Source organism: Psychrobacter glaciei (genome assembly GCF_014652895.1).
Classification (GTDB): domain Bacteria; phylum Pseudomonadota; class Gammaproteobacteria; order Pseudomonadales; family Moraxellaceae; genus Psychrobacter; species Psychrobacter glaciei.
This window is the reverse complement of record NZ_BMZR01000003.1, coordinates 125,637-150,772: the sequence shown is the minus strand read 5'-3', so window position 1 is coordinate 150,772 and position 25,136 is coordinate 125,637. Positions and strand designations below refer to the sequence as shown.

Sequence of the window (25,136 nt, the reverse complement as noted above, 5' to 3'; positions counted from 1 at the left end):
GACAATACGCAGTGAAATTTTTGACGCCTAGTCATTCTAGGGTAGACAGTTTCGCCATGTATTGGCAAAAAATAGTCCTGCCCTGAAAGGCTGATGCTAAAATCGCCCCAAACGTTGTTGTAAACCTAACTAAGGTCTCGACATTATCGTCAGTTTACGCCTGATTTGATAAAAGGTTTGGAGCGATTTTAGCGATCAGCAGTCCTAATATTTGAATGTTCAACAGACCCTAAACGAACGGACATATAGCCAACGGTAAGGATACAGGGATGGTCAAACTCATTTTACTCGGCTTGTTGGCAGGTGCGTTCTTTAGTTCCACTTTTATTTTAAACGAGCTGATGAGTGATGCAGGCGGTCACTGGTTTTGGTCAGCCAGTCTCCGCTATGTCTTTATGTGGTTGATTATCACCGCTATTATTGTCATGCAGCATGGTTTTGGTCGTATCAAAGCGCTAATGAGAATTTTTCTACAGCATTGGGGTTTTTGGTGCGTGACTGGCAGTATCGGGTTCGGGCTATTTTATACGGGTATTTGCTATGCCGCCGACCATGTCGCCGGTTGGGTGGTAGCAGCCACCTTTATGTTTACCGTCGTGACTAGCCTGCTCGTCTTACTGGCATTTGGCCAACGTTTTGATAAAAAATTCATCGTTTATGCCGTTATTGTCTTTATCGGAGTGGTACTGGTCAATGTCAGCGAAGGATTGCACGCGGCGGCCATAGTCGATGCTGACGCCGTCCCCATGTCTGATATGCTGCTCTATGGCGCATTACCTGCTCTCATCGCCGCTTTTAGCTATCCCATTGGCAATCAATTGGTTTGGCAAGCGTCTCATAATGCTCGCCAGCGTAATACTCATCTACAAGAAGCAGCGGCGTTAAAGGCTAAAAGAGACAATCTCAATAATAATGAGCCACTCATATCTGAAGCCTATGATTTACCAGCTGCCACATATGATGCTACCGATATCGATAGTACATATAAAAGTGAGACGGCAACATCATCCTTACAAAACCTAATTGCTCGTATTCCTTCTATCGAAACCACGCTACTGCAAAATGCCTTTAATAAAGTATGGCTAATGACGCTCGGGAGTTTGCCATTTTGGATGTTTTTAGGCATTATAGTGCGCCCTGATCGACCGCAAGTCTCGCAAATATTCAATACGTTGCTCGTTGCTCTATTGGCGGGTGTGGCAGCGACCACCATATTTTTGTATGCGCGTGAGCAAGCAGTTACCTCAAGTGAGGTTGCGGGCGTTGATTCTACCCAAGCCAGCGAGGTGATATTTGCCTTGATAGGCGGTATATTATTGCTCAACAACGAGATACCTTCCACATTGGGGTTGGTCGGTATTGGGCTGATTATGTTGGGACTGGTACTATTTGCCAAAGATGGGTGAGACCAAATAACGCTATGATGAATAATTTTATTTTTCCTGATATTCTGCTGTATTTGCTCGATATGGTTGGTGTGATTGCTTGTGCTATCGCTGGTACTTTGCTCGCCCAACATAAAGGCTTCGATATTGCTGGCTGCATCTTAGTTTCGATGGTCAATGCCATTGGCGGTGGTACGCTACGCGATATGGCGCTAGATCGCCATCCGCTATTTTGGATGACCGATCTTAACTATGTGATTGTCATCACCGTCACCTCCCTTATCTTACAGATATTTTTTCATCTGTATCACAAGATTGATAATGCGCTCAAACTCTTTGATGCCATTGGGCTAGCTGCCTTTAGCGTTATTGGTTTTAAAATAGCATTGACCCAAGATATGTCGCCCGTGATTGCCATTATGATGGGTGTTTGGACAGCCATCATTGGCGGTATGCTACGTGATATTATTTGTAATGAGATACCGCTGGTGCTCCAGCGCGAGATTTATATCTCTGCAAGTATTGTAGGCTCGGTCACTTATTTGCTGCTTGACAGTTTGGGTATGGATGCCGGATTGAATGAATTTGTTATGCTGGGCGTTATCTTTGCAGTGCGAATGTTAGCGTTGCGCTTTGATTGGCACCTGCCTTCTATTCGCTTGGTTAAATAAGACGGATTTGGATTGTTTAAAAAGCAACCTCTCTTATATTCGCTTATAATGCTTAGCCAATCATCATAAAAACTTACTGAGATTCGCACATGTTGGCTATCGCATTGGACCCTACGGTACTGATCACGACGTTCGACCCGCGTTCTTTGCTCTACTTGTTTGACATGATCGGCATTGTGGCTTGTAGTATCTCAGGGACTATCTTAGCAAAACATAAAAAATTTGACGTTTTTGGCTGCTTGTTGGTATCAATCGTGACCGCTATCGGCGGCGGCACCGTCCGTGATGTGATTTTGGATCGTCATCCGCTGTTTTGGATGGTGGATATGAGCTACTTGACCGTCATCACCTTCTGCTCATTAGCGACACAAATATTTTTTCGTCCTAATTCAAGACGCGTCGATAGATTTCTCAAGCTCTCCGATACCATTGGTCTGTCAGCCTTTACCTTGATTGGTATCAAGGTTGCCGATAGCATGGGCGCCAATGTGCCTGTGGCGTTATTACTTGGGGTGATTACTATTATTGTCGGCGGCATCATCCGCGATATGATTTGCAATGAGATTCCGCTGGTGCTACAGCAAGAGATTTATATCACCGCAGCCTTAACAGGCGGCATTCTATACTTTGCCCTGCACAATTTAGGCGTGGCGGATTGGATTGCTGACATCTCTGCCATGACTACGATTTTTACGTTAAGAATGCTCGCCATTCGCTACGATTGGCAATTCCCTGCTCTTGAATGGAAGTATTAAACCCTAGGGCGTGTCTTCAATTCACTCGATAGTCATCTAAATGGGCTAAAAATGGCTAAATCTTGCCAAACATCGTCAAATAGCTTGTTAATATCCCGATATTATCTACGCTATTTTTCTTGTTTGACGGCAATTTATCTCATTTTTATCGCCATTTCTGAAATGAAGACACGCCCTACAATGCCAATATTAAAAAAGCGTCAACCTTAAACACAGTTGACGCCCTATTATTGTCTTTTATTGTCTTTTCGTAGTCTTAGAATAAGGTAACATCCTTATTCATTAACGACTGCTAAGTACCTTACCATCAGTTGCAGACTTTGTTTGCCATTCCATTCATTAATATCCAATTGAAATAACACGTGCACTTTTTCGGCACGATAGTCCCATGCCTCGCTATCGAAGTTAAAATGAATCGCTTCAATCGGATACTGCACATCAGGATAACGCAGTGATAGTTTAAGGTGCTTGTCTTTTAATACCTTAAAGCTTAATACTTCGAATACCCCATCAAATATCGGCGGTGCAAAGCCATGACCCCAAATACTGGCATTGGCCAAATGCTCAGCGAACCATAAGCTAAAGTCGCCTGCTTGCAACGCTCCATCAGTGAACTTCTGCTCTGCAAATACGTCATCCTCCATCTCTGCCATGACGTCATTGAACGCTATGGCAAATGCCTCAAAGTTGCGACGCTTCAAGGTCAGACCTGCTGCCATCGCATGACCACCAAAATGGCTGATTAAGTCAGGATGGCGCTCAGCAACTAGTTCAATCGCATCACGAATATGCACGCCAGCGATAGACCGCGCAGAACCTTTAATGGCATCGTCGTCACCTGTACGCTCTGTATCTGCTGGCGCAAAAACGATACTGGGCAAATAATGACTTTCTTTTAAACGTCCAGCGACGATACCGATAACACCTTGATGCCAGTCATCTTGATATAAAATAATGCTACGATCTTGATTATTAACAGCCTGTCTCTCAGTGTTATGCTGAATAATAGTATCGCCGCTTTCGTCAGCATCATTATCGTTATTAGTAGCAGCTAATGCTTGTACGATGCTATCCGCTTGCGCGCGCATCTCACCTTCTACGTGACGACGGGTACGGTTTAGCTGCTCAAGCTCTTGCGCCAAGCGCTGCGCCGTACTCCAGTCTTCGGTCAACAAACACTCGATACCGATGCGCATATTGTCCATACGTCCGGCAGCATTGATACGAGGCCCTAACACAAAACCAAAATCTTGCGCCTGCATCTTCTTAGGATCACGACCTGCTTGCTCAAGCAGTGCCAATATACCCAGACAGCAGCGTCCTTGCTGGATAGCCGCTAGCCCATGATGCACTAAGATGCGGTTGTTCTTATCCAGCACACCAACGTCAGCAATCGTCCCAAGCGCCACCAAATCCAAATATTGACTGACTTGCACGGTAGATTTATCGGCTTCACGGCGCAGCTTGGCTAAGCGTCCGAGCACATAAAATGCCACGCCGACCCCTACGAGCGCTTTACTGGTAAAGTTACAGTCGAGCTGATTGGGATTGACCACCGCTTCAGCAGGTGGCGTCTCTTTGGTCGTCAGATGATGATCCGTAATAATCACAGTGATGCCATCGGCCTGCGCACGTGCCACGCCTTCATGACTTGATATACCGTTGTCTACGGTGACAATCAACTCTGGCTGATACGTCTTAATGCCTAATTCGACAATCTCTGGCGTCAGACCATAACCGTATTTAAAGCGATCTGGTACTAGGAAGTCGACGACTGCGCCCATTTTTGTGAGTGCACGCATCATCAGCGCGGTACTGGTCGCGCCATCACAGTCAAAATCGCCCACGATAAGGATACGCTGACCGTCATCGATAGCCACGTCTAATAGACGCACTGCTTCTGTGACGCCATGCAGCATCTCTGCAGGCAATAGACCTGACAGGCCAGTCTCAAGCTCATCAGGCTGGGTAATACCGCGAGCTGCATATAAGCGAGCGATCGTTAATGATTGGGCAGCAAGTGGTTGCAACGCGGTGGGCAACTCGTCGATGCGAGTGCTGGTATAACGGGGGGTTAAATTTAGCATGAGGCTATTCTACTGGCTTTAGCAAAGGGTCACAATGGTAATTTATAATGCCTCTGTATATCATTTTTTATTGCATTACATTGCAATAAATCATATTTTATTGCCTGCATAAAACAAGTTATCCACGCTTACCTATCTAGCGCACATAACTGTGCATTTACAAAAACGGTGCATAGTGACCGTATTTTTCTGCATTTTGCTACAAAGCAATGATTGTATGCCTCTTATAAATCCATAAAATAGTAACCAACTGAGAGACTTGCTATCTATTGAGACTTTTAATCTGATTTTTTTATTTTAACTATTTATAAGGATGCGTTATGAAAACCACACCAACCGCTGAAAAACTACCAAATACTATCGATCCTAGCTTAGATTTGGAAACAGTCAAAAAAGAGTGCCAAAAGCTGGTCAAAAAACGCGCCAAATATTCTGCCGGTGTCGCCATCATTCCTGTGCCATTTTTTGATGTCGCTGTGGATGCGGGCATGCTTACTCAGCTATTACCAGAAATCAGTGAACGCTTTGGCTTGATTGAAGGACGTCAATCAGCAGTTGACCTAGAGTCACGCGCGATTCATTGGGGTGCTCTAAAAGATCGTACTGTCGATTTTGCAGGATTAATGGCGACGCGCGGTATCGTCAAAAAGACCGTACAAGGCTTCGGCGGTCGTATCGCTGCCAAGCAAGTGACGAAATTCATCCCGTTAGGTGGCCAAATGGTTGCTGCTACGATGGGCTATATGATTTTCAAAAAAATCGCGAATGATCATATCGAAGAATGTTATAAATTGGCAAAAGACATTCAGCAAAAGCAACACGGTAAGAATGTCTAAGACAAATTGAGCAATCTCGTTTACATCTATATCAAGCCAGTTAAGTAACTACTTAGCTGGCTTTTTTATGAACCACATAATTGGAAGTTAAAATAAGCCAGTTGGTTAATGGTGTCATTATTAGGTTTTGCTGATAATATACAGTTTTAGATGGCATCGACACTTTAAAGGACTAACCCATGAAAAAAATATTAATCTCAACGGCTATGCTTGCTACTTTTGCCCTAGCGGGTTGCACAACGACGGACGGTATGAATACTAATGCTGGCAATGCGATTGGCACAGCAAACAATATCGGTATGAACGTATTTAAAGCAGCGGTTGATAATCAGTGCCGTAGTCAGATTGAAAATCAAAGCGCTTGGCGCATTGCCAGTGTAGCCATGACTGAAACGCAAGAAGAAGCCATAAAAAGCAATGTCTGTGGCTGTGTCAGTGAGCAAGCCCCGCAACAAGTGACCCTTGTTGAATTAGGTAATGCAGCGATAGACACACAGTATCGCACACAGTTGGTAACCAGAGTCGTCGCCAAATCTCTACAAACATGTTATGCAAATTTCACCAAATAAACTTTTAATAAGTAGTCAAATACATTTTTGACAATGTATTTTCGACATAGATATTAATATTGACACAAGCTGGGTTAGCGATTGCTTAACCCAGCTTACTCGTATAAATTAGGTGTAAATGAAATTCACTTTATATCAAGGATGATAGATGAAAAGACGTGAGTTTATAAAACTAGGCGGTCAGGTGACCGTAGCAGGTACTTTGTTGACCCAGCTAAGTGCTTGCTCATCAGACGATGACTCCACCAATTCGAATACCTTAGATAAGGTAGACGATTTAGGTTATCAAGGTGCAGCACCTTTCGTACACGGTATCGCCAGCGGTGACCCTTTGCATGATCGAGTGATCCTGTGGACACGAATCACCAATGACGGCAGTATCAGTGCCACTAGCATTCCAGTCGGATATGTCATCGCGACAGATCCAGAGCTCAAAAACATTGTCGCTAGCGGCAGAGCATTAGCCACCTTAGAGTCTGACTTTACGGTCAAAGTCGACCCAAAGCTTCCCCAACCTAATACCACTTACTATTACGCTTTTGAAGCTTTAGGCTATACATCCCCTATCGGTCGCACGCGCACGATACCCAATGCAGACTTGCCAGCCAGCGAAGTAGATCGCGTGCGCTTAGCAGTGGTTTCCTGCTCTAATTATGGTTATGGCTATTTTAACGGCTATGCAGATATCGCTAAACAAGCAGATATATCAGCCGTATTGCATTTGGGTGACTATATTTATGAGTATCCAGAGGGGTTTTATCGCGATCAATCCTTGATAGAAGAGCGTCCGATAGACCCAAAGAATGAAATCATTAGCTTAGAAGATTATCGTCGTCGCTACGCCTGCTATCGCACTGATATTGACTTGCAAGAATGTCATCGCCAACATCCCTTTATCGCCGTTTGGGACGATCATGAGATTGCAGACAACTCATGGAAGGGTGGCGCTAGGTTCCATACTGACAGTAAAGGCAGCTATATAGAGCGCAAAATGTCAGCGGTTCGCGCCTATCACGAGTGGATGCCTATCCGTGACGATAGTAGCAACGAGCTCGACAGTCAGCTGCGGATTTATCGACGCTTTGAGTTTGGTAAGTTGTTTGATCTAAATATGCTAGACACGCGTATATTTGGCCGTGAAAAGCTAGATGCGGCAGCCAGTAATGAGCCTGAGCGTCAACTGCTAGGACTTGAGCAAGAAAACTGGCTCTATCTAAATATGCTAGAGGGAAAGCGCCGCGATGCGACATGGCAAATACTGGGACAACAAGTCATTTTAGCGCCGTTCAGAGGTGCATCTGCGACCAACTCCGGAGATATTTGGAATGGCTACGCCAGTGCGCGCGATCGTCTGCTCAATTTTATTGAAGACAACAATATCGATAACACCGTCGTGCTGACTGGCGATTATCACGCTTCCTTCGCTTTTGATGTCTGTAAAAACCCATTCGATGCTAGCAGCTACAACCCAAATACTGGTGCAGGGTCGCTGGCCGTCGAGTTCGTTTGCCCTGCTCTGACGTCCCTTGCCTTCCCTGAAAATGACAATGGAGCAGAGGCTAATCCCCATCAGAAGTTTAACAATCAAACCGATCATGGGTATATGCTACTTGATATCACCGAGCAGGCCTGCCAGTGCGATTGGTATTATACGGATACACTGACTGAGCGCGATGACAGTACTCGCTTCGCCAAAGGGCTATACACCCAGACGAAGACCAATCATTTGGTTGAAGGCAGTCAATCTCGTCCTATCACCAACGTCGCTGCTTTAGCTGCTGCAAATAAAGCCGTCGGGATGAAAATATAAGTATCGTTAAGTGCTACAGATATTTAAAGCATTAAAGTAATGTTCGTTGAGAATATAAAACAACAAAAAGGGTGCGTTATAAATAACGCACCCTTTTTGTTGCTGAGCCTTTGTACCATCCACTCCTCTCAGCTTATTACTTTGGCTTATTACTTTGGCTTAGAACTTGTTTTTGTCAACTGGACTCTGTGACAGAGCTGCTGCAAAAGGCAGTATTTTACTGCGACTAAAATACTTAGAAGAGCCATCGATAATCTTGTCTACTTCTTTGATCAAATCATTAATAACGTCATCATAAACACCATGATATAGTTCGGTTTCGAATGCCGTAAAGGGATGCTTACGCGATGCCGAGCTGACCTCTGTCACGCCTTGCTTACTATAAAAAATATCGACTCGACCATCACTGTTGAGTACACAATTTAATAATCCGTCCTCCAGCTCCATCTCTACTCGCTCAGGCATAAAAATATAATCGTCTACATTGATGAGTTTTTTCTCTACTTCTCTTTTAAAAAATGATTTGATATCAAACATGGATATATCCCTGACCTCAATTATAATATACGTTAGCACGCCTGACTTTATGACCATCACCCAGCATTCATTTGCATGCTTGGTAGGTCGTGCTTTGTTAATGTATCCTATAAGATAGAGGGCTATTTTTTAAGACAGGAAATGTAAAACTGCGTGTGCGGTTGGTAATAGTGAGACGGTATATAGATTTAAAACCTGAGCCAGCATAAAAAATGTCCATTACACCGAATCAATTAAACTCATCCAAGTAACTATTGTCTATAGTTGATATGGTTAAGCTTATATATGCTAATCAGAAAAGCTAATAACAAAAAAATTGCCATAAAAAAAGTCAGCCACCTAGGTGACTGACTTCATTTAAAATATTTGGTGGAGATGGCGGGAGTTGAACCCGCGTCCGCCAGCATTACGCTCATGAATCTACATGTTTAGTTTCTGTCTTTAATTTTAGTCTGCACCGATCCGACAGTCAGGATGGATTAGCCGATTCTCTACTTTTGAACCCAAGCGATTGAGACAATCCCTTGTGGCGAGCCTACATGCGGACGCTTCAACTTAGTTGACCAACTGTAGGTGATCAGCAACTTAGTAAGCAGGGTCTAAACCAAGTAAACTGGGTTTATGCTGCTAGAGCGTAATTTTCGTCGTTTGCGACTATAACAATATATGTTGGATTAACGAGAGGACATATACTCTCGACATGCATCATTGAGTTTCATCACCAGCGTCGAAGCCAGAACATCCCCAATAAGGTCGAGTATTATATAGGAATTAAGTGCTAACTTTCAACCTATAAAACACCCTCATTACATTACGTTACAGCTCAACTCTCTAAGCCAATACTTTATTTAACCATTTACCAATATTTTGAATTTGTGGCATACATACCTGATGTGCCATTGGATAGGTATTATAAGACACATTATAATCTTTTGCTGATAAAAGCTGCTGCGCTTGCTCGCCTAAGATCACAGGAACGACTGGGTCATGAGTACCATGTTCAATCAAAATTGGCATGTCTTTATTAGCCGCACTATAATCAATATTATCATTGGTCGCCAAATAGGTCGAGAGTGTCATCAAACCTGCTAAGCGCTTAGGATAACCAAGCGCTACGTGATAAGCCACTGCCCCGCCCTGCGAAAACCCTGCAATGACGATATGCTCAGGAGCAACACCGCGCTCAACCTCACGGCTGATCAAATCATTGATTTGTTGGGCAGACTCTTCAATTTGAGCGACATCGATTTTACGCTCAAGGCTCATCTCTAAAATATCGTACCAAGCAGGCATCACCATGCCGCCATTCACGGTCACTGGGCGCTTAGGCGCATGTGGAAAGATAAAGCGTACTGCCATATCGTTAGCCAATTCTAACTGCGGTACCACTGGTTCAAAATCATGGCCGCTGGCACCCAAGCCATGCAACCAAATGACAGCACGATCTATCTTTTTTTGAGAAGGGTTATGTTCAACGATAACAGCGTCTAAATAGTCAGTCATACCTGATCCTTAATATATTTTTGATAGCTTAATTTTGATGATGGAGAGTGAAATACTTTTGTAACAATTGTTTGCCTGTCATTATCTTTTAAAGATTATCAGGTAACGTAAAGGACGGGTCAATGACCGCAATATTGTACTTATTATTTTTCACTTTTTGTAGGGACAGTTTACATGACAATGTTAGATAATTCAGTGGCGACGCTCAATCAACTCAAAAAAACGCCATTTAAAACCGTTAAGACGGTCAGTATAGCCATAGCACTAGGGGCCACTTGCACCCTATCAATGGCCGCAGACGATATACGCAATACCACATTGACTCAAACATCCAATCAAACTATCAAGCCATCACTAAAACAACTACCAAAAAACCTGCCTGCCACGCCTCAAGCTTATACCTATGGTGTTCGGCCTTTCTATTTGGTCAATGATATGGATGAGAGCCCATTAAAAGAAGAGCTGTTGGCTTGCAAAGCACAATTACCTAGCAAAACGAACTTTTCTATTGCCCATCGAGGTGCGCCATTACAACTGCCAGAACACACTTATGATAGCTATGTTGCCTCAGCGCAAATGGGCGCAGGTATCTTGGAATGTGACGTGGCTTTTACCAATGACGGCGAGCTGGTCTGCCGCCATGCGCAAGACGATCTGCATACCACTACTAATATCCTTGCTACCCCGCTGGCCAAACAGTGCACCGTGCCGCCAATCATAGATGCCAATGGTGTACTGACCAATGCCGACAGTATTGAATGCCGTACCTCAGACATCAGTGCCAATCAATTTAAAACATTGACGGGCAAAATGGACGCCGCAAATAAAAAAGCGACCAGTATCGATGAATATATGAATGCGACTGCGCCTTGGCGAACAGACTTGTACTCGCAAAATGGCAAGGTATTGACTTTGAAAGAGCATATCGCATTGGCACGCCAACTGGGCATGAAGCACACGCCTGAGCTAAAAGCGCCTGCCGTGACCATGCCGTTCAATGGTTATCGTTTAGACGATTACCGCCAACAGCTCATAGAGACTTATAAGGCAGCGGGTGTGCCTGCAAATGATGTATTTGCGCAGTCATTCAATATAGAAGACCTTGATTACTGGATAAAAAATGAGCCAGCTTATGGTGCCAATGCCGTTTATCTCATCGATGACAGTAATGAAACCGCTGAAAACAAAACGTTTGATAAAGATGATGCGACGACATGGAAGCACTCCTTGGCTGATATCAAAGCCCGTGGCATTAACATCATTGCGCCAGCACTTTGGCTATTAGTCACAACTGATGACAATGGAAAAATGATACCGTCAGCCTATGCAAAACAAGCCAAAGCCAATGACCTAAAAATCATTACGTGGTCAATAGAGCGTTCAGGTCCACTGGCAAATGGCGGTGACTGGTATTATAGTGGTCTTGGCGAGGCTATCAATAATGATGGTGATATGATGAATTATATAGATGTGTTGGCACAAGACGTCGGTGTCCAAGGCATCTTTTCAGATTGGCCCGCTACAGTGAGTTATTATGCCAACTGCAAAGGCTTAAAATAGGTTAATCCGACTCCTTTTTCTTATCTAAGCGTCTAATATTAAGACATGTCCCAATACCAGCTTAATTATTGTTAAGCTGGTTTTTTATTTTCCATTGGTTGTATCAGCATCATTAAATAATAGACCATTTGCTTAGGGCGTGTCCTCAATCTGAACAAAACCTTTTAAATGGGTTAAAAAAGGCTATATTCTCGCCACTTTTCGAAAATTTATAGACAATATGTTCATATTCTCTGCAAAATTTCCATCGATTGGCAAAAATCTATCTCTTTTTATTTCCATTTTCAAAATGAGGACATGCCCTAATACCCTGCTTTTCCATCAAGTTTTCACACTGTTTGGATAGTGGTAGCAAGAGCAGGCTGCTGTTTTGTGCTACGATAATTTACTAAAATTATAAAACGATATAGAAACTATGACCCATATTTTACTGGTGGAAGATGACCCTGCTATTGCGATGTCACTCAAAGTTACTTGCAAACGTGAAGGCTGGAAAATCACTTGGCTAGACAATGCGAGCAGCGTGTTACCAATGCTTCATAGCCTTGAGGCGCAAGATCTATCGGCGATTATTTTGGATGTTGGCTTGCCAGATGGTGATGGTCTCAGCCTCTGCCAACAAATACGACACACCCCTGATATCGATGGCTTAAAAGACATCCCTATCGTATTTTTGACGGCTCGTAGCGACGAGGTTGATAGGATTTTGGGTTTAGAGATGGGCGGTGATGATTATTGTGCCAAGCCTTTTAGCCCGCGCGAGTTGGTTGCCCGTCTAAAAGCCATTTGGCGACGTGAACAATTACTGTCTAAGCAATCTGCTACTCATACCACAGCCACCGATAATACAACTAACCGTGCTTCTTCGAACAGTATGTCAGGGCAAGCATTGACGTTTGAATGTCAATCTGGCATCTGGCATTACCAACCGCTCAATTACTCCTTGATGTGGCAAGAGCAAAAGCTTGAGCTCAGCAATACCGAGCGCAAAATTTTGCTGACATTATTGCAAGCACCCAATCAAGTCTTTAGCCGTGAGCAATTACTCAGCGCTGTGAGCGACTACCCTGACCATCGCTTAGCCAGAACCATAGACAGTCATATTAAGTCCATTCGTAAGCAGCTGGCCACTGTCGACGCGAGCATTGAGGTCATTCATACTCATCGTGGATTGGGTTACGCATTATGTCCCGCTTAGTCATAACTAACTATAGTCAGGTCAATATAAAAAAGGGACAGCGTGACTGGTATAAATTTTTCGTAGCCTCTGTCTGCGTAAGCACAGCAAGCAAGAAAAGTTTGTGCCAGTCACGCATCATAATGTCGCGTACCCACTTTATTTAGTATCGACTATATAGTCATATTTTGATTAAAACCGACCTTCTATAACGTCAAATAGCATACCTAAAAATATGAATCATAAAACCAGTAATAGCGTGAATAGCCGCCCTAATACTCATATTAATAACAAGGCTGACAATAGCACTCATGCCAGCCAAAGCAATTGGTATGCAAAACTGCATCCCATTGGCACCGCGCAGCAAACGACTAAACCAAAACGACTGCTGAATTTAAGTATTTTTTTTAGGATTTGGCTTGCCTTGGCGTTGGTATTGATTATCTGCGGTGTGGTCGCATTTACTCAACTGTTTGGTTATGTCAAACCGACGGCGCAGCAAGTCATTGAAGACACGTTATTAGATACCAGCAAATTGCTGGCGGCAAGTTTACAGATGCCACTGTCTTCAGGGCAGCTATACGATGATGATTATCAAAGAAGACTTGATGCGGCATTTATTGGCATGCCAGTAATTGGCAAAACTCAAGAGCCTGAGTATAAAAACAAAAATTATAGCAGCTTTCGGATATACGTAACGGATGATAAAGGCGTCGTCATATATGACTCTCTGCCTGAACCCGACAATGATGAAGGACGAGATTATAGTCGCTGGAACGATGTTTATTTAACCTTAAAAGGTGAATATGGCGCTAGAAGTACGACACGAGACCATAGTCAGCGTGATGGTACGGTCATGTATGTGGCGCAGCCGATAAAAAATAATGCTGGCAACCTGATTGGTATCGTCAGCGTCGGCAAGCCTGTCGCGAGCGTGTTGCCGTATTTGGACAATACGCGCAATCGCATGCTTATCACAGCACTGCTCATGAGTATTGCTGCCCTTATATTAGCAGGACTGGTCGCATGGTGGCTTAAGCAAAGCATCACCTTGGTTACCCAATATACCAGTGCGCTGGCAGAGGATACCAAAAAGCCCTATTTTTACTTAGGTCATGAGCTTAACAGCCTAACAAATACCATTGAATCTATGAAGCATCGGTTGGAAAATCGTGCCTATGTCACCGACTATGTCCATACCCTCACCCATGAACTCAAAAGCCCATTAACCGCTATCCGTGCCAGCAGTGAGTTGCTAGAAGACGACGGGCTTGATGAGGAAGACCGACAGATGCTCATCCAATCCATTGGTGAACAAAGTATCAAAATGCAGCAATTAATTGACCGTTTGCTATTACTTGCCAAGGTTGAACAACCGAGCTTTAAGCTAAATCGGCAGCTGACGCCTCTATTACCATTACTGCAAACCCTTGCAAAAGACAATACCGCTAAATTGCAACAGCAGCACCTAGCGCCTATCGACATCTATCTGGATGATAAACGGGTTACTGAAACAGCGACTTTATCGCCAGATATCTTGGCAAATACCAGCGTTTTCGCTGACCAGTTTTGGTTGGTACAGGTGCTGCAAAACGTATTGGATAACGCCATACATTTTGCCGATAGCACAGTCGCTATTTATCTGCACAGCACCGCGCAAAACAATTCTGCGCAAACTGTGACTATCGATATATTTAATAATGGTAAATTATTACCTGATTACGCCGTTGGTAAAGCGTTTGACCGTTATTTCAGTTTATCGCACCAGAGTCAATCTACTGATACTACATCAGAGCCTCTATCAACATCTTCAACAGAGAAAAGTTCAACTGCCGATACTGAGCAAACACAGCCTAGCATGTCTGGTAATACGCCAAAAAAAGGGACGGGCCTTGGTTTAACCCTTGTGAAGCAAGTAATCGAACATCATGGTGGTCATGTTGTTATTAAGAATATTCAAGCAAATAGTGATGACAGTAGTAGCAATATCAATGAAAATAATGCTGCTATTACGCAGTATTCAGGCGTGATGGTCAGTATTACTTTGCCTTTAGCTAAAGAATAAATGTTTGGCTAAAATAGACGCGCTCACTTTCTATACTCAAAAAAAATGATTAATAACGACAATTCATTCAATTTCCATCGTTCCTACACAGGTTTTCTATCTGCTTGTTTTACGATAACGTCATTCAAATTCGTTATCAAAACTAAGGATAGAAATGCTATGAAAAAACCTACTAACCAAAACCAAGTGATAAAAAATTGCTTAGGCTACAATCGTCAGCATTGCGCACAGACTTTATCCAACCAAGGCATCGATAGTATCGAATTCGGCCATTGGTTGGCCATTCCCAGTCAACAATTACTTTTGGTGTTTCGCCATCAGCAGTGTGTGGCGGTTGATGGTTATCAAGTAGCTGCTTAGAACTATTACTAAGGCTACGAAAAACTCATCCCAGTCGCACTGTATCTGTTTCAAAGTAAATCCATTACATTGTTAGTTTGCTGATCGCGCTCTACCTGTTGAATCACTCATTTTTAATCTTCCACAAAAAAACCCTTGGTTATTTCTAATAAAATTATCAGAAACAATCAAGGGCTTAAATCTCTAGGATATAGTTCGAAAAGTTACCCTAAGTAATCGACTCTACTGGCTGCATCACATCCGCGTTTTGACCGCGATGACGCAGATAGTGATCTAATAAAACAATGGCTAGCATGGCTTCTGCAATGGGCGTGGCACGTACCCCAACGCAAGGGTCATGACGACCTTTGGTGAGCATATCAACCGACTCGCCTTGCGTATTGATACTCTTGCCAGCCGTCGTAATACTAGAAGTTGGCTTAAGTGCAATACTGACACGGATATCTTGTCCTGATGAGATACCCCCTAAGATGCCTCCCGCATGATTGGCAGTAAAGCCGTCTGGCGTCAGCTCATCACGAGAGCTATGACCGAACTGCCCTGCGACTGCCATACCATCACCGACCTCAACGCCTTTGACGGCATTGATACTCATCATCGCATGAGCGATATCTGCATCGAGACGATCAAATACTGGCTCACCCAGTCCAACGGGTACACCACTGGCGATAATCTCTAAACGTGCACCACAGCTAGTACCTTCACGGCGTAGGTTATCTATCAAAGTCTCAAAGCGACTGACAGCATCGGCATCCGCACAAAAGAACGGGTTACTATTTACAAAATCCCAATCGATTTGGCTTGGGTTTAGGATATTGCTGTACTCATTGCCAATTTGGGTGACATGACCACGGACTTGCACACCCAAGCGTTCTTGTAGATATTTCTTAGCGATAGCACCTGCCGCCACACGCATCGCAGTCTCGCGCGCTGAGGAGCGCCCGCCACCACGATAATCACGAAATCCATACTTCATACTATAAGTATAATCGGCGTGACCGGGACGGAAGGTATCTTTAATTTCACTGTAGTCTTTGGATTTTTGATTGGTATTACGAATCAGCAGGCCAATAGACGTGCCAGTTGTCTTACCCTCAAACACACCAGAGATAATCTCAACTTCGTCAGACTCGCGGCGCTGGGTCGAGTACTTAGACGTACCCGGTTTACGGCGATCTAGATCAATCTGCAAGTCTTCTGCGGATAATGCTAAACCCGGTGGTACGCCATCGACGATTGCCATGAGACCAGCACCATGCGACTCACCACACGTGGTAACCGTAAAAACTTGCCCAATACTATTGCCTGCCATATTTATCCTTAAACAAGTAAACGCAACTTATGCTAATTTGACCCATTATTTATAATTATTGACTGCCAGTCTAGACCTATTGATGACTGTCTAACATCTGCACAAAAGGAGCAAACAGCTGACGATGTGCCATTAGCTCATCATAGGTAATCGCAAACACCCCATGACCGCCATGAGCAAACTTCAACCAGTCAAACTGAATCTCAGGATAGGCTTGCTTTAGTGCCCATTCGCTATCGCCCACTTCACAGACAAGTAGACCTTCTGGGCTTAGGTAATCTGGTGCTTCAAAAAGAATGCGATGTACCAGATCCAGTCCATCTTGACCTGCCGCTAACGCGTGCTCAGGCTCATATAAGAATTCAGGTGGTAAATCTGCCATGATGGCAGCATCGACATACGGAGGATTGGTAACGATAAGCTCGTATTGATTTTCAGCAGGAATCTTGGCAAACAGATCCGACTCAATCACATTCACTTGATGACCAAGATCATGGTGATCTACATTGACCATCGCCACTTCAAGCGCACCTTTATCAATATCCACGGCATCGACCAATGCATCGACGAAACGTGTTGCAAGCGCAATCGCAATACAACCAGAACCCGTGCATAAGTCTAAAACACGCTCAGGCTGTGATAGTTGCTTGATATCCAAACCATGATCGTAAAAAGCGGTTGCCTGATCGTTGACATTCATACCCAATGGCTTGGCCAGCTCATTGGTATCAAAGTACGGATGGAACTGCTGACGAATCAGCTCTGCCACAGGTGAACGCGGAATCAAAACCCGCTCATCGACATAAAAAGGCAGGTCACAAAAGTACGATAAATTAATCAAATAGCTCAAAGGCTTACGCTCAGCGATACGCTCTTCTAGCAAGCTCAGTACCACTTGCTTCTCTGATGTGGTCAACCGGCAGTCTAGGATCTGCTCATTCGCCGACCAATCTAACGACAAAGAATGCAATACTATCGCCGATGCTTCAGCAAACTCATCAGTCGTTCCTTGAGCCACGACCACATCATAATTACGAAGCTGAGTAACCGAAAAACGTATAAAATCACGAATACTGACCAGCTGCTCGCGTGCTTCTTCGAGCTCTGCAGGCAAATTGGCAAATTGATCGTCTTCACCGAGAAGCCCAGTCTCTGAATCAAATACCATACCACCCTCTAGACCATCGTCGTTGAGGTACTGATTTTGAAACTCTTCTGCGCTCATTGTTTGGTCTTCTGACATATCGCACCTTGCTGGTTACATGTCCACTGACGACATGCGGGTAAGTTAAATTGCTCTTTATAATGAGCTGACTTATTAAATAAGAATCTAGCCAACCATTATAGACGCAAACGCTAGATAGCGCCAATCACTGTGCTTTTTAGTGTAAAAAAATAGCATATATAACAAGTGACTTACGTTAAAATCCAGCAAAACTTCATACATACCATGGCTAAATTATTGCCCAACTGTAGTGAATACGTCAGCAGTTGACGTTTAGCACCCTACGGACATAAAAATATGTGTCAAAAGTTTGCGAAGCTTATTAATTATGCGCATAATAGCTTCATTAGTAGCAACCACAAGTAACTCAATATGATGAAAATAAAACCGCTTATTACTACCATATCTATCGTTGTCGTTAGCGCCAGTGCTACTGCATTTGCTGCCACCGCTGACAGTACTCGCACATTGCCAGTACGCACCGCTGACTCAATGCCTAGTATCGCCAAGAAAGTCAGCCTTAATGTGCAAGAGAGTCGCGCTCCTGTCACTGCCGCGAAACCAGCTGACCGCATGACGCAATTGATTGATTCAAAGCAAAAGACTAAGCCGTCAGCGCCAGCAGCCACTGCTGATAACATGAGCGCAGAAGAGCTGACCCGTAAGGATGAGCAATCTGACAGAACTGACGATATGAGCGAAGGTCAGGCCGTTGCCGCCCCTAGCGATGTCTCGTCTATTGACTCATCTGACCCTTTAGCTTTTGAATTGCCTGACAGCGAAAAACGTCAAGACTTCAGTGATGACCCAACCATCAAAAACATCGAAGACAAAGATGGCAAAAGATATACCACGCTAAACTTGTCCAACTACGCCACACAAGTCAACGATGCTGTTTGGTCACCAAGCATGAAGGTCAACTCAGCGATGACCATTAAGATGCAGGCATTGCTCGACTGGAACCATGCTTCTCCTGGTCCTATCGATGGCGGCTGGGGTATGAACAGCAAGAAAGCCCTGATTAATTTCCAAACCATGAAAGGCTTGCCAGCAACCGGAAAAATGGATCAAAAAACTTGGAATGCCTTGGTTAAAAACATCGCTGCTAATAAGCCGGTGCTAGTGACTTATACGCTGACTGAAGATGATATAAAAACCAACTTCGCGGCCACTCCTTCTGGTTCAGAAGCAAAGTCAAAAATGAAAGGCTTGTATTACCAAGATATCAAAGAGATGCTGGGTGAGCGCTTCCACATGGATGTACGTTATTTAGACAAGCTCAATAAAAATAAAACGTATACCGCTGGTGAGACAATCACTGTATTGAATACTCGTGAAAAGCTCAATCAACGTATCAATCGCGTGGTTGCCAATAAAGCAGACAAAACGCTGTACGCTTACAATGATGATAAACTGGTTGCCACTTACCCAACGACCGTTGGTAGTGATGCCACACCATCACCAAAAGGTACATTTAAGATCATCAATAAAGTCAAAATGCCTTGGTATAAAGCAACCGTTGGCGAAGGTGCTCAAAAGAAAATCCATATGTTACCGCCAGGACCGAACAATCCAGTAGGTGTGGTATGGATGGGAATGTCTAAACCTTCTTATGGCTTACATGGCTCACCAGTACCTGAAGGTATCAGTCGCCAAGGGTCAGCAGGTTGTGTACGTTTGACCAACTGGGATGTGTTAGAGGTTTATGCCAATATCGAAAACGGCGCAACCGTTGTCCTCAACTAAACTGGCTTAACGATGAATGTACCACTCGTATTCGTCGATTGAATAAGCAATCAGAAATACTAAACAAAAAAGACCCTCTTGGTAGGGTCTTTTTTTATGGCTAAATTTCACCAAACACTGACACATTGTTCATAAATCAGCAGAAAAAATATCAATGTAAAATATAGTCAAGGAATTTTAGAATCGCCCATCGTGCTGCGCCTTATACTTTGTAACCTTCCTCGTTACCAGTAATGCTGCCGACTTTTTTGGTGAAAAATAAGCCTGCAGGAATAGAGCACAAAATACCCGCTGCTACTGCCATTTGGATATGGGGTATCTCATTGAACCCTGTGACCAAGGCGCCAATCATAAAGACACCAATGGTAACTGTTGAGGCGATTGCATAGATGACAGAAAATAATGGCCAGTTCATAACTTATTCCTTATTTTTGTTGTGGATATAATACCTTTATACACTAAACCCACAAAAAAAGTAAGTATTTAATTAAAACCTTCAAGCCAGTTATATCGGGTGACCTAACATAAAGACCCTAATATAATTAAGGATTTATCTACAATAGTATTCATTGCAAGAAATGGCAAAATACATTGCTTTTATCAGCTATCAGTTGATTTCATATCTGCTTATTTCCCGCCTGCCTAGTCGTAAAAAACTCATACGCTTTTCTAAATTTATCATTACAATAGTGACTTTCTGTCATTCTCTAAGAAAGTTTTCCGCTATGACCTTACCTCATAAACAGTTACCTGTTGAGTCAGCAACGACAAAAGACGCCTCAGACGAGATTGACCTTCAACAGGCGTCAGAGTCTGTTGATCATACAAATGTGACTGATGAAACTGTATATAGTGAAGCTTTGAATAGTGAAGCTTTAAAGAATGCTGAAAGCGACATTGAGCAAGACGGTATCGAGCAAAAAACCCTAGGTGCACAGCCTCCTGAAGCTAAAGTAACGATGGAATCGCTTGGACCGGATGTAGTGGTTGCGAGCGTTGAAACATCGGAACCAGAAACCCAAGCGTCTGCCGACATGGAAAAAACAGAAGTTGGCGTGTTAAATGCTGATAATGCAGAAAAGCAAGGTACTGAAAATGGTCAGGAGACGCTAGTCGATGAAGCCACAGTTGAAGCAGAGGATGCTAACGATTCTGCGGCGCTGAATACTGCTAGCAAAGCCAGTCATAATGAACCGACAGCAGATGCAACTCATTCTAAGACAGACGAAAACATGTCTGTAGAAAATACGAATGTAGAAAACATCAATGACGCCAACGCTGAGCCAGATACAGATACAGATACAGATACTATGGTAAAGGCGCAAGATAGCGATGATGAGGAAGAGGACGAAGTCAAAGAACAAAAAGAAGCCAAACTAGAGTCTTATAAGCAATTTGTCGCTGAGCAGTTTAACAATCAAAAGGTAGACTATCCAGAAGTACGCGTCAGAATTGAAGCAAATGCGCTGCCCAGCAAAATGTATTTCATCATGAACATACTTTCTGCCATTATCGCCAGTTACGGGTTGGTGACCAATTCAGCCGCTGTCGTCATTGGTGCGATGTTGGTCGCCATGATGTTAGGTCCGATCACAGGAGTGGCGCTAGCGATTATCGACTACCGTGCGCCGCTGTTACGTAAGTCGCTTATTACGGTTATTGCTGGTATCTCACTGGTCGTATTGGTCGGTTTCGTCGTTGGTTGGCTGCACAAAGATCAACCGTTGACGACAGAGATATTATCGCGTACCCAACCCACTTCCATGGACTTAATGATTGCCTTAGCAGGTGGTACTGCTGGTGCTTATGCGATGGTGTCACCGCACTTATCAGTCGCCGTCGTGGGTGTGGCAGTCGCCACGGCCTTAGTGCCACCTCTTGCCGCCAGTGGTATTTTATTTGCTAATAATGAGATTCAGCTTGGCTTTGGCGCCCTACTCTTAGCCATTACCAACATTATTGCCATCCAATTTACCAATGCGCTTGTGTTGTGGGTTTTAGGTTTTCGCCGTTTGGTGAAGGACGATTATAAATCCAATACTTATCTGACTTTTTTGCAACGTAATGCCGTGACTTTGCTGTTGTTAGCAGGATTGGGTACTTATCTGACTATCAATCTACAAACCAATGCCAAGCAACAAGTCTTTGAGAGCAGTGTCAAAGAGGCGATCAATAGCTACTTTATTGACAAAGGTAATGTACTGACCAATACCCAGTTCGATACGGCGGAAAAAAACCAGATCGTTCGTGCTGTTATTCGCGGTGAGACCACTCCTAGCTCTTACGATGTCCGCCAAATTGAAGCCGCTATTACCCAAGACATGGCGGAAAACTTCCCTGATTATTTACCGATCAAAATACAATTACGTTACTTGCCAGTGCAAGTCATTGAATCGGATCCATTGATACAAGACAAACTCGACAAGACCGATGCGGCGATTTTGACCAATTAGCTTTTATACGCTACCAAAACCATTGACTATCTAGAGACGCAGAATAACGCAGCAGTTGTAACTCTTGTACCAAGAGCTTAGGCGTTTGTGCTAAAATCGCTTGCAAAATTATTTAATCCTTTTTTATATTAAAGCCATCTTTAATCCCATCCGTCAGTAAGGAGCCGCTGTGAGCCAGCCATTTCGCTCAGCCGATATTCGTCAAGCTTTTATCGATTTTTTTATAAGCAAGCAGCATACCCCTGTTTCTTCGTCTAGTTTGATTCCACATAATGACCCGACATTGCTGTTTACCAATGCCGGTATGAATCAGTTTAAAGAAACCTTTTTGGGTATGGAACCACGTGACTATACACGTGCGGTGACCTCGCAAAAGTGCGTACGTGCTGGCGGTAAACACAATGATTTGGATAATGTCGGCTATACCGCCCGTCATCATACTTTCTTTGAAATGCTTGGCAACTTCTCCTTTGGTGATTATTTCAAGCAAGCAGGTATTGAATACATTTGGGAGTTTTTGACCTCAGATAAATGGCTAGCGATTGATAAAGACCGCTTGTATGTCACTATCTATGAAACCGATGACGAAGCCTTTGATATTTGGAATAAGAACATCGGTATTCCAAGTGAGCGCATTATCCGTATTGGCGATAATAAAGGCGCGCCTTACGCATCAGATAACTTTTGGACGATGGGTGACACTGGTCCTTGTGGCCCTTGTACCGAAGTCTTTTATGACCACGGTGCCGATATCGAAGGTGGCTTACCTGGCACGCCTGAAGAAGATGGCGATCGCTATATCGAGATTTGGAACTGCGTATTTATGCAGTTCAATCGTCAAAAAGACGGCACGCTATTACCACTGCCAGCCCCAAGCGTCGATACTGGCATGGGGCTTGAACGCATTAGTGCCATCATGCAAGGCGTGCATGGCAACTATGAGATCGATTTATTCACTCATTTGATGGATGCTGCTGCTGAGATTTTAGAGATTGATAATGAACAGCAATCATCCTTAAAAGTCATCGCAGATCATATTCGTGCCGTTTCATTCTTAATCGCTGATGGCGTCATGCCAAGTAACGAAGGGCGTGGCTATGTACTGCGCCGCGTGATTCGCCGCGCCGTACGTCATGGCAATAAACTGGGCGCTGATAGTGACTTTTTCTACAAGATGGTCGCGCCACTCGTGGCTGAAATGGGCACAGCCTACCCTGAGCTAAAAGACAAACAAAGCGTCATCGAAAACGCCATTCAAAAAGAAGAAGCACAGTTTGCTAAAACCTTGGCACAAGGTCTGCGTTTGCTTGCCAGCGAACTTGAAGGGTTACAAGATGGCGATACGCTCTCTGGTGAAGCAGCATTTAAGCTCTATGATACGTATGGCTTCCCGCTTGATTTGACCGCTGATATCACTCGTGAGCGTGGTATTGCTATTGATGAAACGGAATTTGACGAGCATATGCAAGCACAACGTGAGCGTGCGCGTGATGCTGGCAAATTCGATGTCGATTACAGCAGCGTTATCCAAGTAGAGACGCCAACGACATTCATCGGCTATGAACAGCTTGAAGAAGATGGCGTGACTGTTGACGCGCTTTATCAAGACGGCAATCCAGCAGACAGCTTGACGGAAGGTATGGAAGGCGTTGTGGTACTTGATCGCACACCATTTTATGCTGAAGGTGGTGGTCAAGTTGGTGAGCTTGGTGAAATCCGCACTGCATCAGGGGTCTTTGAAGTACAAGATACCAAAAAATCTGGTCAGGCGATTATCCATTATGGTGTCGTGACCATGGGCGACATTAGCACTAAGCAAACGGCTGAAGCACAAGTACTCTCTAGCATCCGTGCGGCCAGTGCCAAAAACCACTCAGCCACGCATCTATTGCATGCAGCGCTAAGAGAAGTATTGGGCGACGCGGTCACGCAAAAAGGCTCATTAGTTTCAAGCGAAGTCTTACGTTTTGACTTCTCTTATGACAAGCCCGTCAGTATTGCTGAAATTAGCCGTATCGAACGTCTCGTCAATGAACAAATCCAAGCCAACACTCCTGCCCGTATTGAGAATATGTCGATTGATGAAGCCATGAAAAACGGTGCAATGGCATTATTTGGCGAAAAGTACGGCAGTGACGTTCGTGTACTAACCATGGGTACAGACAGTATCGTAGATGGTCAACGCAAGCCCTTCTCTATCGAACTATGTGGTGGCTTACATGTACAGCGTACTGGTGATATCGGTGTGCTTAAAATTACTAGCGAATCAGGTATTGCAGCTGGTATACGCCGTATTGAAGCCGTCACTGGTATGAACGCGGTCAAAAACATTCAGCAAAGTGAACAACAATTAAGCGAGCTTGCCAGTCAGCTCAAAGTAAAACGCCCTGAAGTCGCTCAGCGTGTCCGTACCATGGCAGATAAGCAGCGCGACCTAGAAAAACAACTAGAGCGCTTGCAGCAAAAAATAGCCAGTGCCCAAGCAGCCAACCTACTCGATGACGTACAGACTATCGCAGGTACGCCAGTTCTTATCAGTACCTTAAGCGGTGTTGATGGCAAATCGATTCGTACGCTGATGGACGACATCAAGTCAAAACTTCCTGATAGCGTGATTGTGTTGATTGGTGATAAAGATGAGCAGTTAGCGCTAGCAGCTAGCGTAGCGAAGTCTGTTACTGCTAAAGTGAAAGCCGGTGACATCATTCGTCATTTGGCAGGTGAGCTTGGCGGTAAAGGCGGCGGTAAGCCTGACTATGCACAAGGCGGCGCACCAAAATCTGGCAACAGTGCAGCGGTTATCAATGCGCTACCTGCTTGGATTGAAGCCCAGCTTAGCTAATCTAGCAAAAACACAGAGCTTCACGCTGATCTATAACGCATAGAATACGTGATTGGTTATAACCATTATAAACAATCGCCATATATCTAAGTAGTACTGAGACTTAAAGTTACGCTGTAGATATGGTATAAAGGTCGACGTTTGAAGATATTACTCATTCACTGAGGTTGAAGCAAATACCACTATATGAATGAAAGACATAGGGCGTAACTCTTATAATCTGGCTTTATCTATATAAACATT

Annotated in this window: 19 protein-coding genes and 1 other RNA gene; 13 read left to right on the top strand and 7 right to left on the bottom strand. The window is 44.0% G+C overall.

Annotated features, from left to right (window positions below; translation table 11 throughout):
• Positions 1 to 269 precede the first annotated feature (269 nt).
• The 3 genes from IE130_RS08275 to IE130_RS08265 all read left to right on the top strand — a co-directional run bounded on the left by IE130_RS08275 (position 270) and on the right by IE130_RS08265 (position 2,811).
• Complete coding sequence (locus tag IE130_RS08275) at positions 270 to 1,406, top strand: multidrug resistance efflux transporter family protein (protein ID WP_189584400.1); 1,137 nt, start codon at positions 270 to 272, stop codon at positions 1,404 to 1,406.
• 14 nt (positions 1,407 to 1,420) lie between these two features.
• The gene (locus tag IE130_RS08270) at positions 1,421 to 2,056 is read left to right on the top strand and encodes a trimeric intracellular cation channel family protein (protein ID WP_189584397.1); all 636 of its coding nucleotides are present in this window, start codon (positions 1,421 to 1,423) and stop codon (positions 2,054 to 2,056) included.
• Between the two features lie 89 nt (positions 2,057 to 2,145).
• Positions 2,146 to 2,811: a trimeric intracellular cation channel family protein gene (locus IE130_RS08265; RefSeq protein ID WP_010199481.1), complete on the top strand. Its 666-nt coding sequence runs from the start codon at positions 2,146 to 2,148 to the stop codon at positions 2,809 to 2,811.
• 275 nt (positions 2,812 to 3,086) lie between these two features.
• Here the strand turns inward: IE130_RS08265 and recJ are convergent, their stop codons facing one another.
• Positions 3,087 to 4,898, bottom strand: a complete 1,812-nt coding sequence (gene recJ, locus IE130_RS08260) for a single-stranded-DNA-specific exonuclease RecJ (protein WP_189584394.1) — start codon at positions 4,896 to 4,898, stop codon at positions 3,087 to 3,089.
• 320 nt (positions 4,899 to 5,218) lie between these two features.
• On the opposite strand from recJ, the gene IE130_RS08255 reads away from it, so the two are divergent.
• The 3 genes from IE130_RS08255 to IE130_RS08245 all read left to right on the top strand — a co-directional run bounded on the left by IE130_RS08255 (position 5,219) and on the right by IE130_RS08245 (position 8,113).
• On the top strand, positions 5,219 to 5,734 hold the full coding sequence (locus IE130_RS08255) for a hypothetical protein (RefSeq protein WP_010199475.1): 516 nt from the start codon (positions 5,219 to 5,221) through the stop codon (positions 5,732 to 5,734).
• Between the two features lie 179 nt (positions 5,735 to 5,913).
• Positions 5,914 to 6,303, top strand: a complete 390-nt coding sequence (locus IE130_RS08250) for a hypothetical protein (protein ID WP_189584392.1) — start codon at positions 5,914 to 5,916, stop codon at positions 6,301 to 6,303.
• A gap of 148 nt (positions 6,304 to 6,451) precedes the next feature.
• Positions 6,452 to 8,113: an alkaline phosphatase D family protein gene (locus IE130_RS08245; RefSeq protein ID WP_189584389.1), complete on the top strand. Its 1,662-nt coding sequence runs from the start codon at positions 6,452 to 6,454 to the stop codon at positions 8,111 to 8,113.
• Positions 8,114 to 8,272: 159 nt separating this feature from the next.
• On the opposite strand, the gene IE130_RS08240 is transcribed toward IE130_RS08245, so the two are convergent.
• The 3 genes from IE130_RS08240 to IE130_RS08230 form a co-directional block, all read right to left on the bottom strand.
• Positions 8,273 to 8,650, bottom strand: coding sequence for a hypothetical protein (locus tag IE130_RS08240; protein WP_189584386.1), 378 nt, complete (start codon positions 8,648 to 8,650; stop codon positions 8,273 to 8,275).
• 367 nt (positions 8,651 to 9,017) lie between these two features.
• Positions 9,018 to 9,396, bottom strand: a transfer-messenger RNA (tmRNA) gene (gene ssrA / locus IE130_RS08235).
• An 85-nt stretch (positions 9,397 to 9,481) separates the two neighbouring features.
• Positions 9,482 to 10,153, bottom strand: a complete 672-nt coding sequence (locus IE130_RS08230) for an alpha/beta hydrolase (protein ID WP_189584383.1) — start codon at positions 10,151 to 10,153, stop codon at positions 9,482 to 9,484.
• A gap of 174 nt (positions 10,154 to 10,327) precedes the next feature.
• Here IE130_RS08230 and IE130_RS08225 point away from each other — a divergent pair, with 174 nt between their 5' ends.
• From IE130_RS08225 to IE130_RS08210, 4 genes are all read left to right on the top strand, one after another.
• Complete coding sequence (locus IE130_RS08225) at positions 10,328 to 11,713, top strand: glycerophosphodiester phosphodiesterase family protein (RefSeq protein WP_189584380.1); 1,386 nt, start codon at positions 10,328 to 10,330, stop codon at positions 11,711 to 11,713.
• 415 nt (positions 11,714 to 12,128) lie between these two features.
• Positions 12,129 to 12,911, top strand: a complete 783-nt coding sequence (locus tag IE130_RS08220; protein WP_189584378.1) for a response regulator — start codon at positions 12,129 to 12,131, stop codon at positions 12,909 to 12,911.
• A 214-nt stretch (positions 12,912 to 13,125) separates the two neighbouring features.
• Positions 13,126 to 14,955 (top strand): two-component system sensor histidine kinase CreC, encoded by a 1,830-nt coding sequence (gene creC, locus IE130_RS08215; protein WP_189584376.1) that lies wholly within the window; start codon positions 13,126 to 13,128, stop codon positions 14,953 to 14,955.
• Between the two features lie 159 nt (positions 14,956 to 15,114).
• Positions 15,115 to 15,315 carry a hypothetical protein gene (locus tag IE130_RS08210; protein ID WP_189584374.1) on the top strand — a complete coding sequence of 67 codons (201 nt, stop codon included), beginning with the start codon at positions 15,115 to 15,117 and terminating at the stop codon, positions 15,313 to 15,315.
• 208 nt (positions 15,316 to 15,523) lie between these two features.
• On the opposite strand, the gene aroC is transcribed toward IE130_RS08210, so the two are convergent.
• Together aroC and prmB are read right to left on the bottom strand one after the other, a co-directional pair.
• Entirely contained in the window at positions 15,524 to 16,627 is a 1,104-nt protein-coding gene (gene aroC / locus IE130_RS08205; protein ID WP_189584372.1) for a chorismate synthase, read from the bottom strand.
• Between the two features lie 76 nt (positions 16,628 to 16,703).
• Positions 16,704 to 17,870, bottom strand: coding sequence for a 50S ribosomal protein L3 N(5)-glutamine methyltransferase (gene prmB, locus IE130_RS08200; protein ID WP_010199439.1), 1,167 nt, complete (start codon positions 17,868 to 17,870; stop codon positions 16,704 to 16,706).
• A gap of 474 nt (positions 17,871 to 18,344) precedes the next feature.
• On the opposite strand from prmB, the gene IE130_RS08195 reads away from it, so the two are divergent.
• Positions 18,345 to 19,598: a L,D-transpeptidase family protein gene (locus IE130_RS08195; RefSeq protein ID WP_373299659.1), complete on the top strand. Its 1,254-nt coding sequence runs from the start codon at positions 18,345 to 18,347 to the stop codon at positions 19,596 to 19,598.
• Between the two features lie 202 nt (positions 19,599 to 19,800).
• On the opposite strand, the gene IE130_RS08190 is transcribed toward IE130_RS08195, so the two are convergent.
• Positions 19,801 to 20,013, bottom strand: a complete 213-nt coding sequence (locus IE130_RS08190; RefSeq protein WP_189584363.1) for a hypothetical protein — start codon at positions 20,011 to 20,013, stop codon at positions 19,801 to 19,803.
• Between the two features lie 310 nt (positions 20,014 to 20,323).
• Here IE130_RS08190 and IE130_RS08185 point away from each other — a divergent pair, with 310 nt between their 5' ends.
• Together IE130_RS08185 and alaS are read left to right on the top strand one after the other, a co-directional pair.
• The gene (locus IE130_RS08185) at positions 20,324 to 22,051 is read left to right on the top strand and encodes a DUF389 domain-containing protein (RefSeq protein WP_189584360.1); all 1,728 of its coding nucleotides are present in this window, start codon (positions 20,324 to 20,326) and stop codon (positions 22,049 to 22,051) included.
• A 169-nt stretch (positions 22,052 to 22,220) separates the two neighbouring features.
• The gene (gene alaS, locus IE130_RS08180; RefSeq protein WP_189584357.1) at positions 22,221 to 24,893 is read left to right on the top strand and encodes an alanine--tRNA ligase; all 2,673 of its coding nucleotides are present in this window, start codon (positions 22,221 to 22,223) and stop codon (positions 24,891 to 24,893) included.
• Positions 24,894 to 25,136 lie beyond the last annotated feature (243 nt).

Excerpts from the sequence above, each read along its gene's own strand:
- IE130_RS08275 (WP_189584400.1), top strand. The coding sequence starts at position 270 with ATGGTCAAACTCATTTTACTCGGCTTGTTGGCAGGTGCGTTCTTTAGT.
- IE130_RS08270 (WP_189584397.1), top strand. The coding sequence starts at position 1,421 with ATGATGAATAATTTTATTTTTCCTGATATTCTGCTGTATTTGCTCGAT.
- IE130_RS08265 (WP_010199481.1), top strand. The coding sequence starts at position 2,146 with ATGTTGGCTATCGCATTGGACCCTACGGTACTGATCACGACGTTCGAC.
- recJ (WP_189584394.1), bottom strand. The coding sequence starts at position 4,898 with ATGCTAAATTTAACCCCCCGTTATACCAGCACTCGCATCGACGAGTTG.
- IE130_RS08255 (WP_010199475.1), top strand. The coding sequence starts at position 5,219 with ATGAAAACCACACCAACCGCTGAAAAACTACCAAATACTATCGATCCT.
- IE130_RS08250 (WP_189584392.1), top strand. The coding sequence starts at position 5,914 with ATGAAAAAAATATTAATCTCAACGGCTATGCTTGCTACTTTTGCCCTA.
- IE130_RS08245 (WP_189584389.1), top strand. The coding sequence starts at position 6,452 with ATGAAAAGACGTGAGTTTATAAAACTAGGCGGTCAGGTGACCGTAGCA.
- IE130_RS08240 (WP_189584386.1), bottom strand. The coding sequence starts at position 8,650 with ATGTTTGATATCAAATCATTTTTTAAAAGAGAAGTAGAGAAAAAACTC.
- IE130_RS08230 (WP_189584383.1), bottom strand. The coding sequence starts at position 10,153 with ATGACTGACTATTTAGACGCTGTTATCGTTGAACATAACCCTTCTCAA.
- IE130_RS08225 (WP_189584380.1), top strand. The coding sequence starts at position 10,328 with ATGACAATGTTAGATAATTCAGTGGCGACGCTCAATCAACTCAAAAAA.
- IE130_RS08220 (WP_189584378.1), top strand. The coding sequence starts at position 12,129 with ATGACCCATATTTTACTGGTGGAAGATGACCCTGCTATTGCGATGTCA.
- creC (WP_189584376.1), top strand. The coding sequence starts at position 13,126 with ATGAATCATAAAACCAGTAATAGCGTGAATAGCCGCCCTAATACTCAT.
- IE130_RS08210 (WP_189584374.1), top strand. The coding sequence starts at position 15,115 with ATGAAAAAACCTACTAACCAAAACCAAGTGATAAAAAATTGCTTAGGC.
- aroC (WP_189584372.1), bottom strand. The coding sequence starts at position 16,627 with ATGGCAGGCAATAGTATTGGGCAAGTTTTTACGGTTACCACGTGTGGT.
- prmB (WP_010199439.1), bottom strand. The coding sequence starts at position 17,870 with ATGTCAGAAGACCAAACAATGAGCGCAGAAGAGTTTCAAAATCAGTAC.
- IE130_RS08195 (WP_373299659.1), top strand. The coding sequence starts at position 18,345 with ATGCCTAGTATCGCCAAGAAAGTCAGCCTTAATGTGCAAGAGAGTCGC.
- IE130_RS08190 (WP_189584363.1), bottom strand. The coding sequence starts at position 20,013 with ATGAACTGGCCATTATTTTCTGTCATCTATGCAATCGCCTCAACAGTT.
- IE130_RS08185 (WP_189584360.1), top strand. The coding sequence starts at position 20,324 with ATGACCTTACCTCATAAACAGTTACCTGTTGAGTCAGCAACGACAAAA.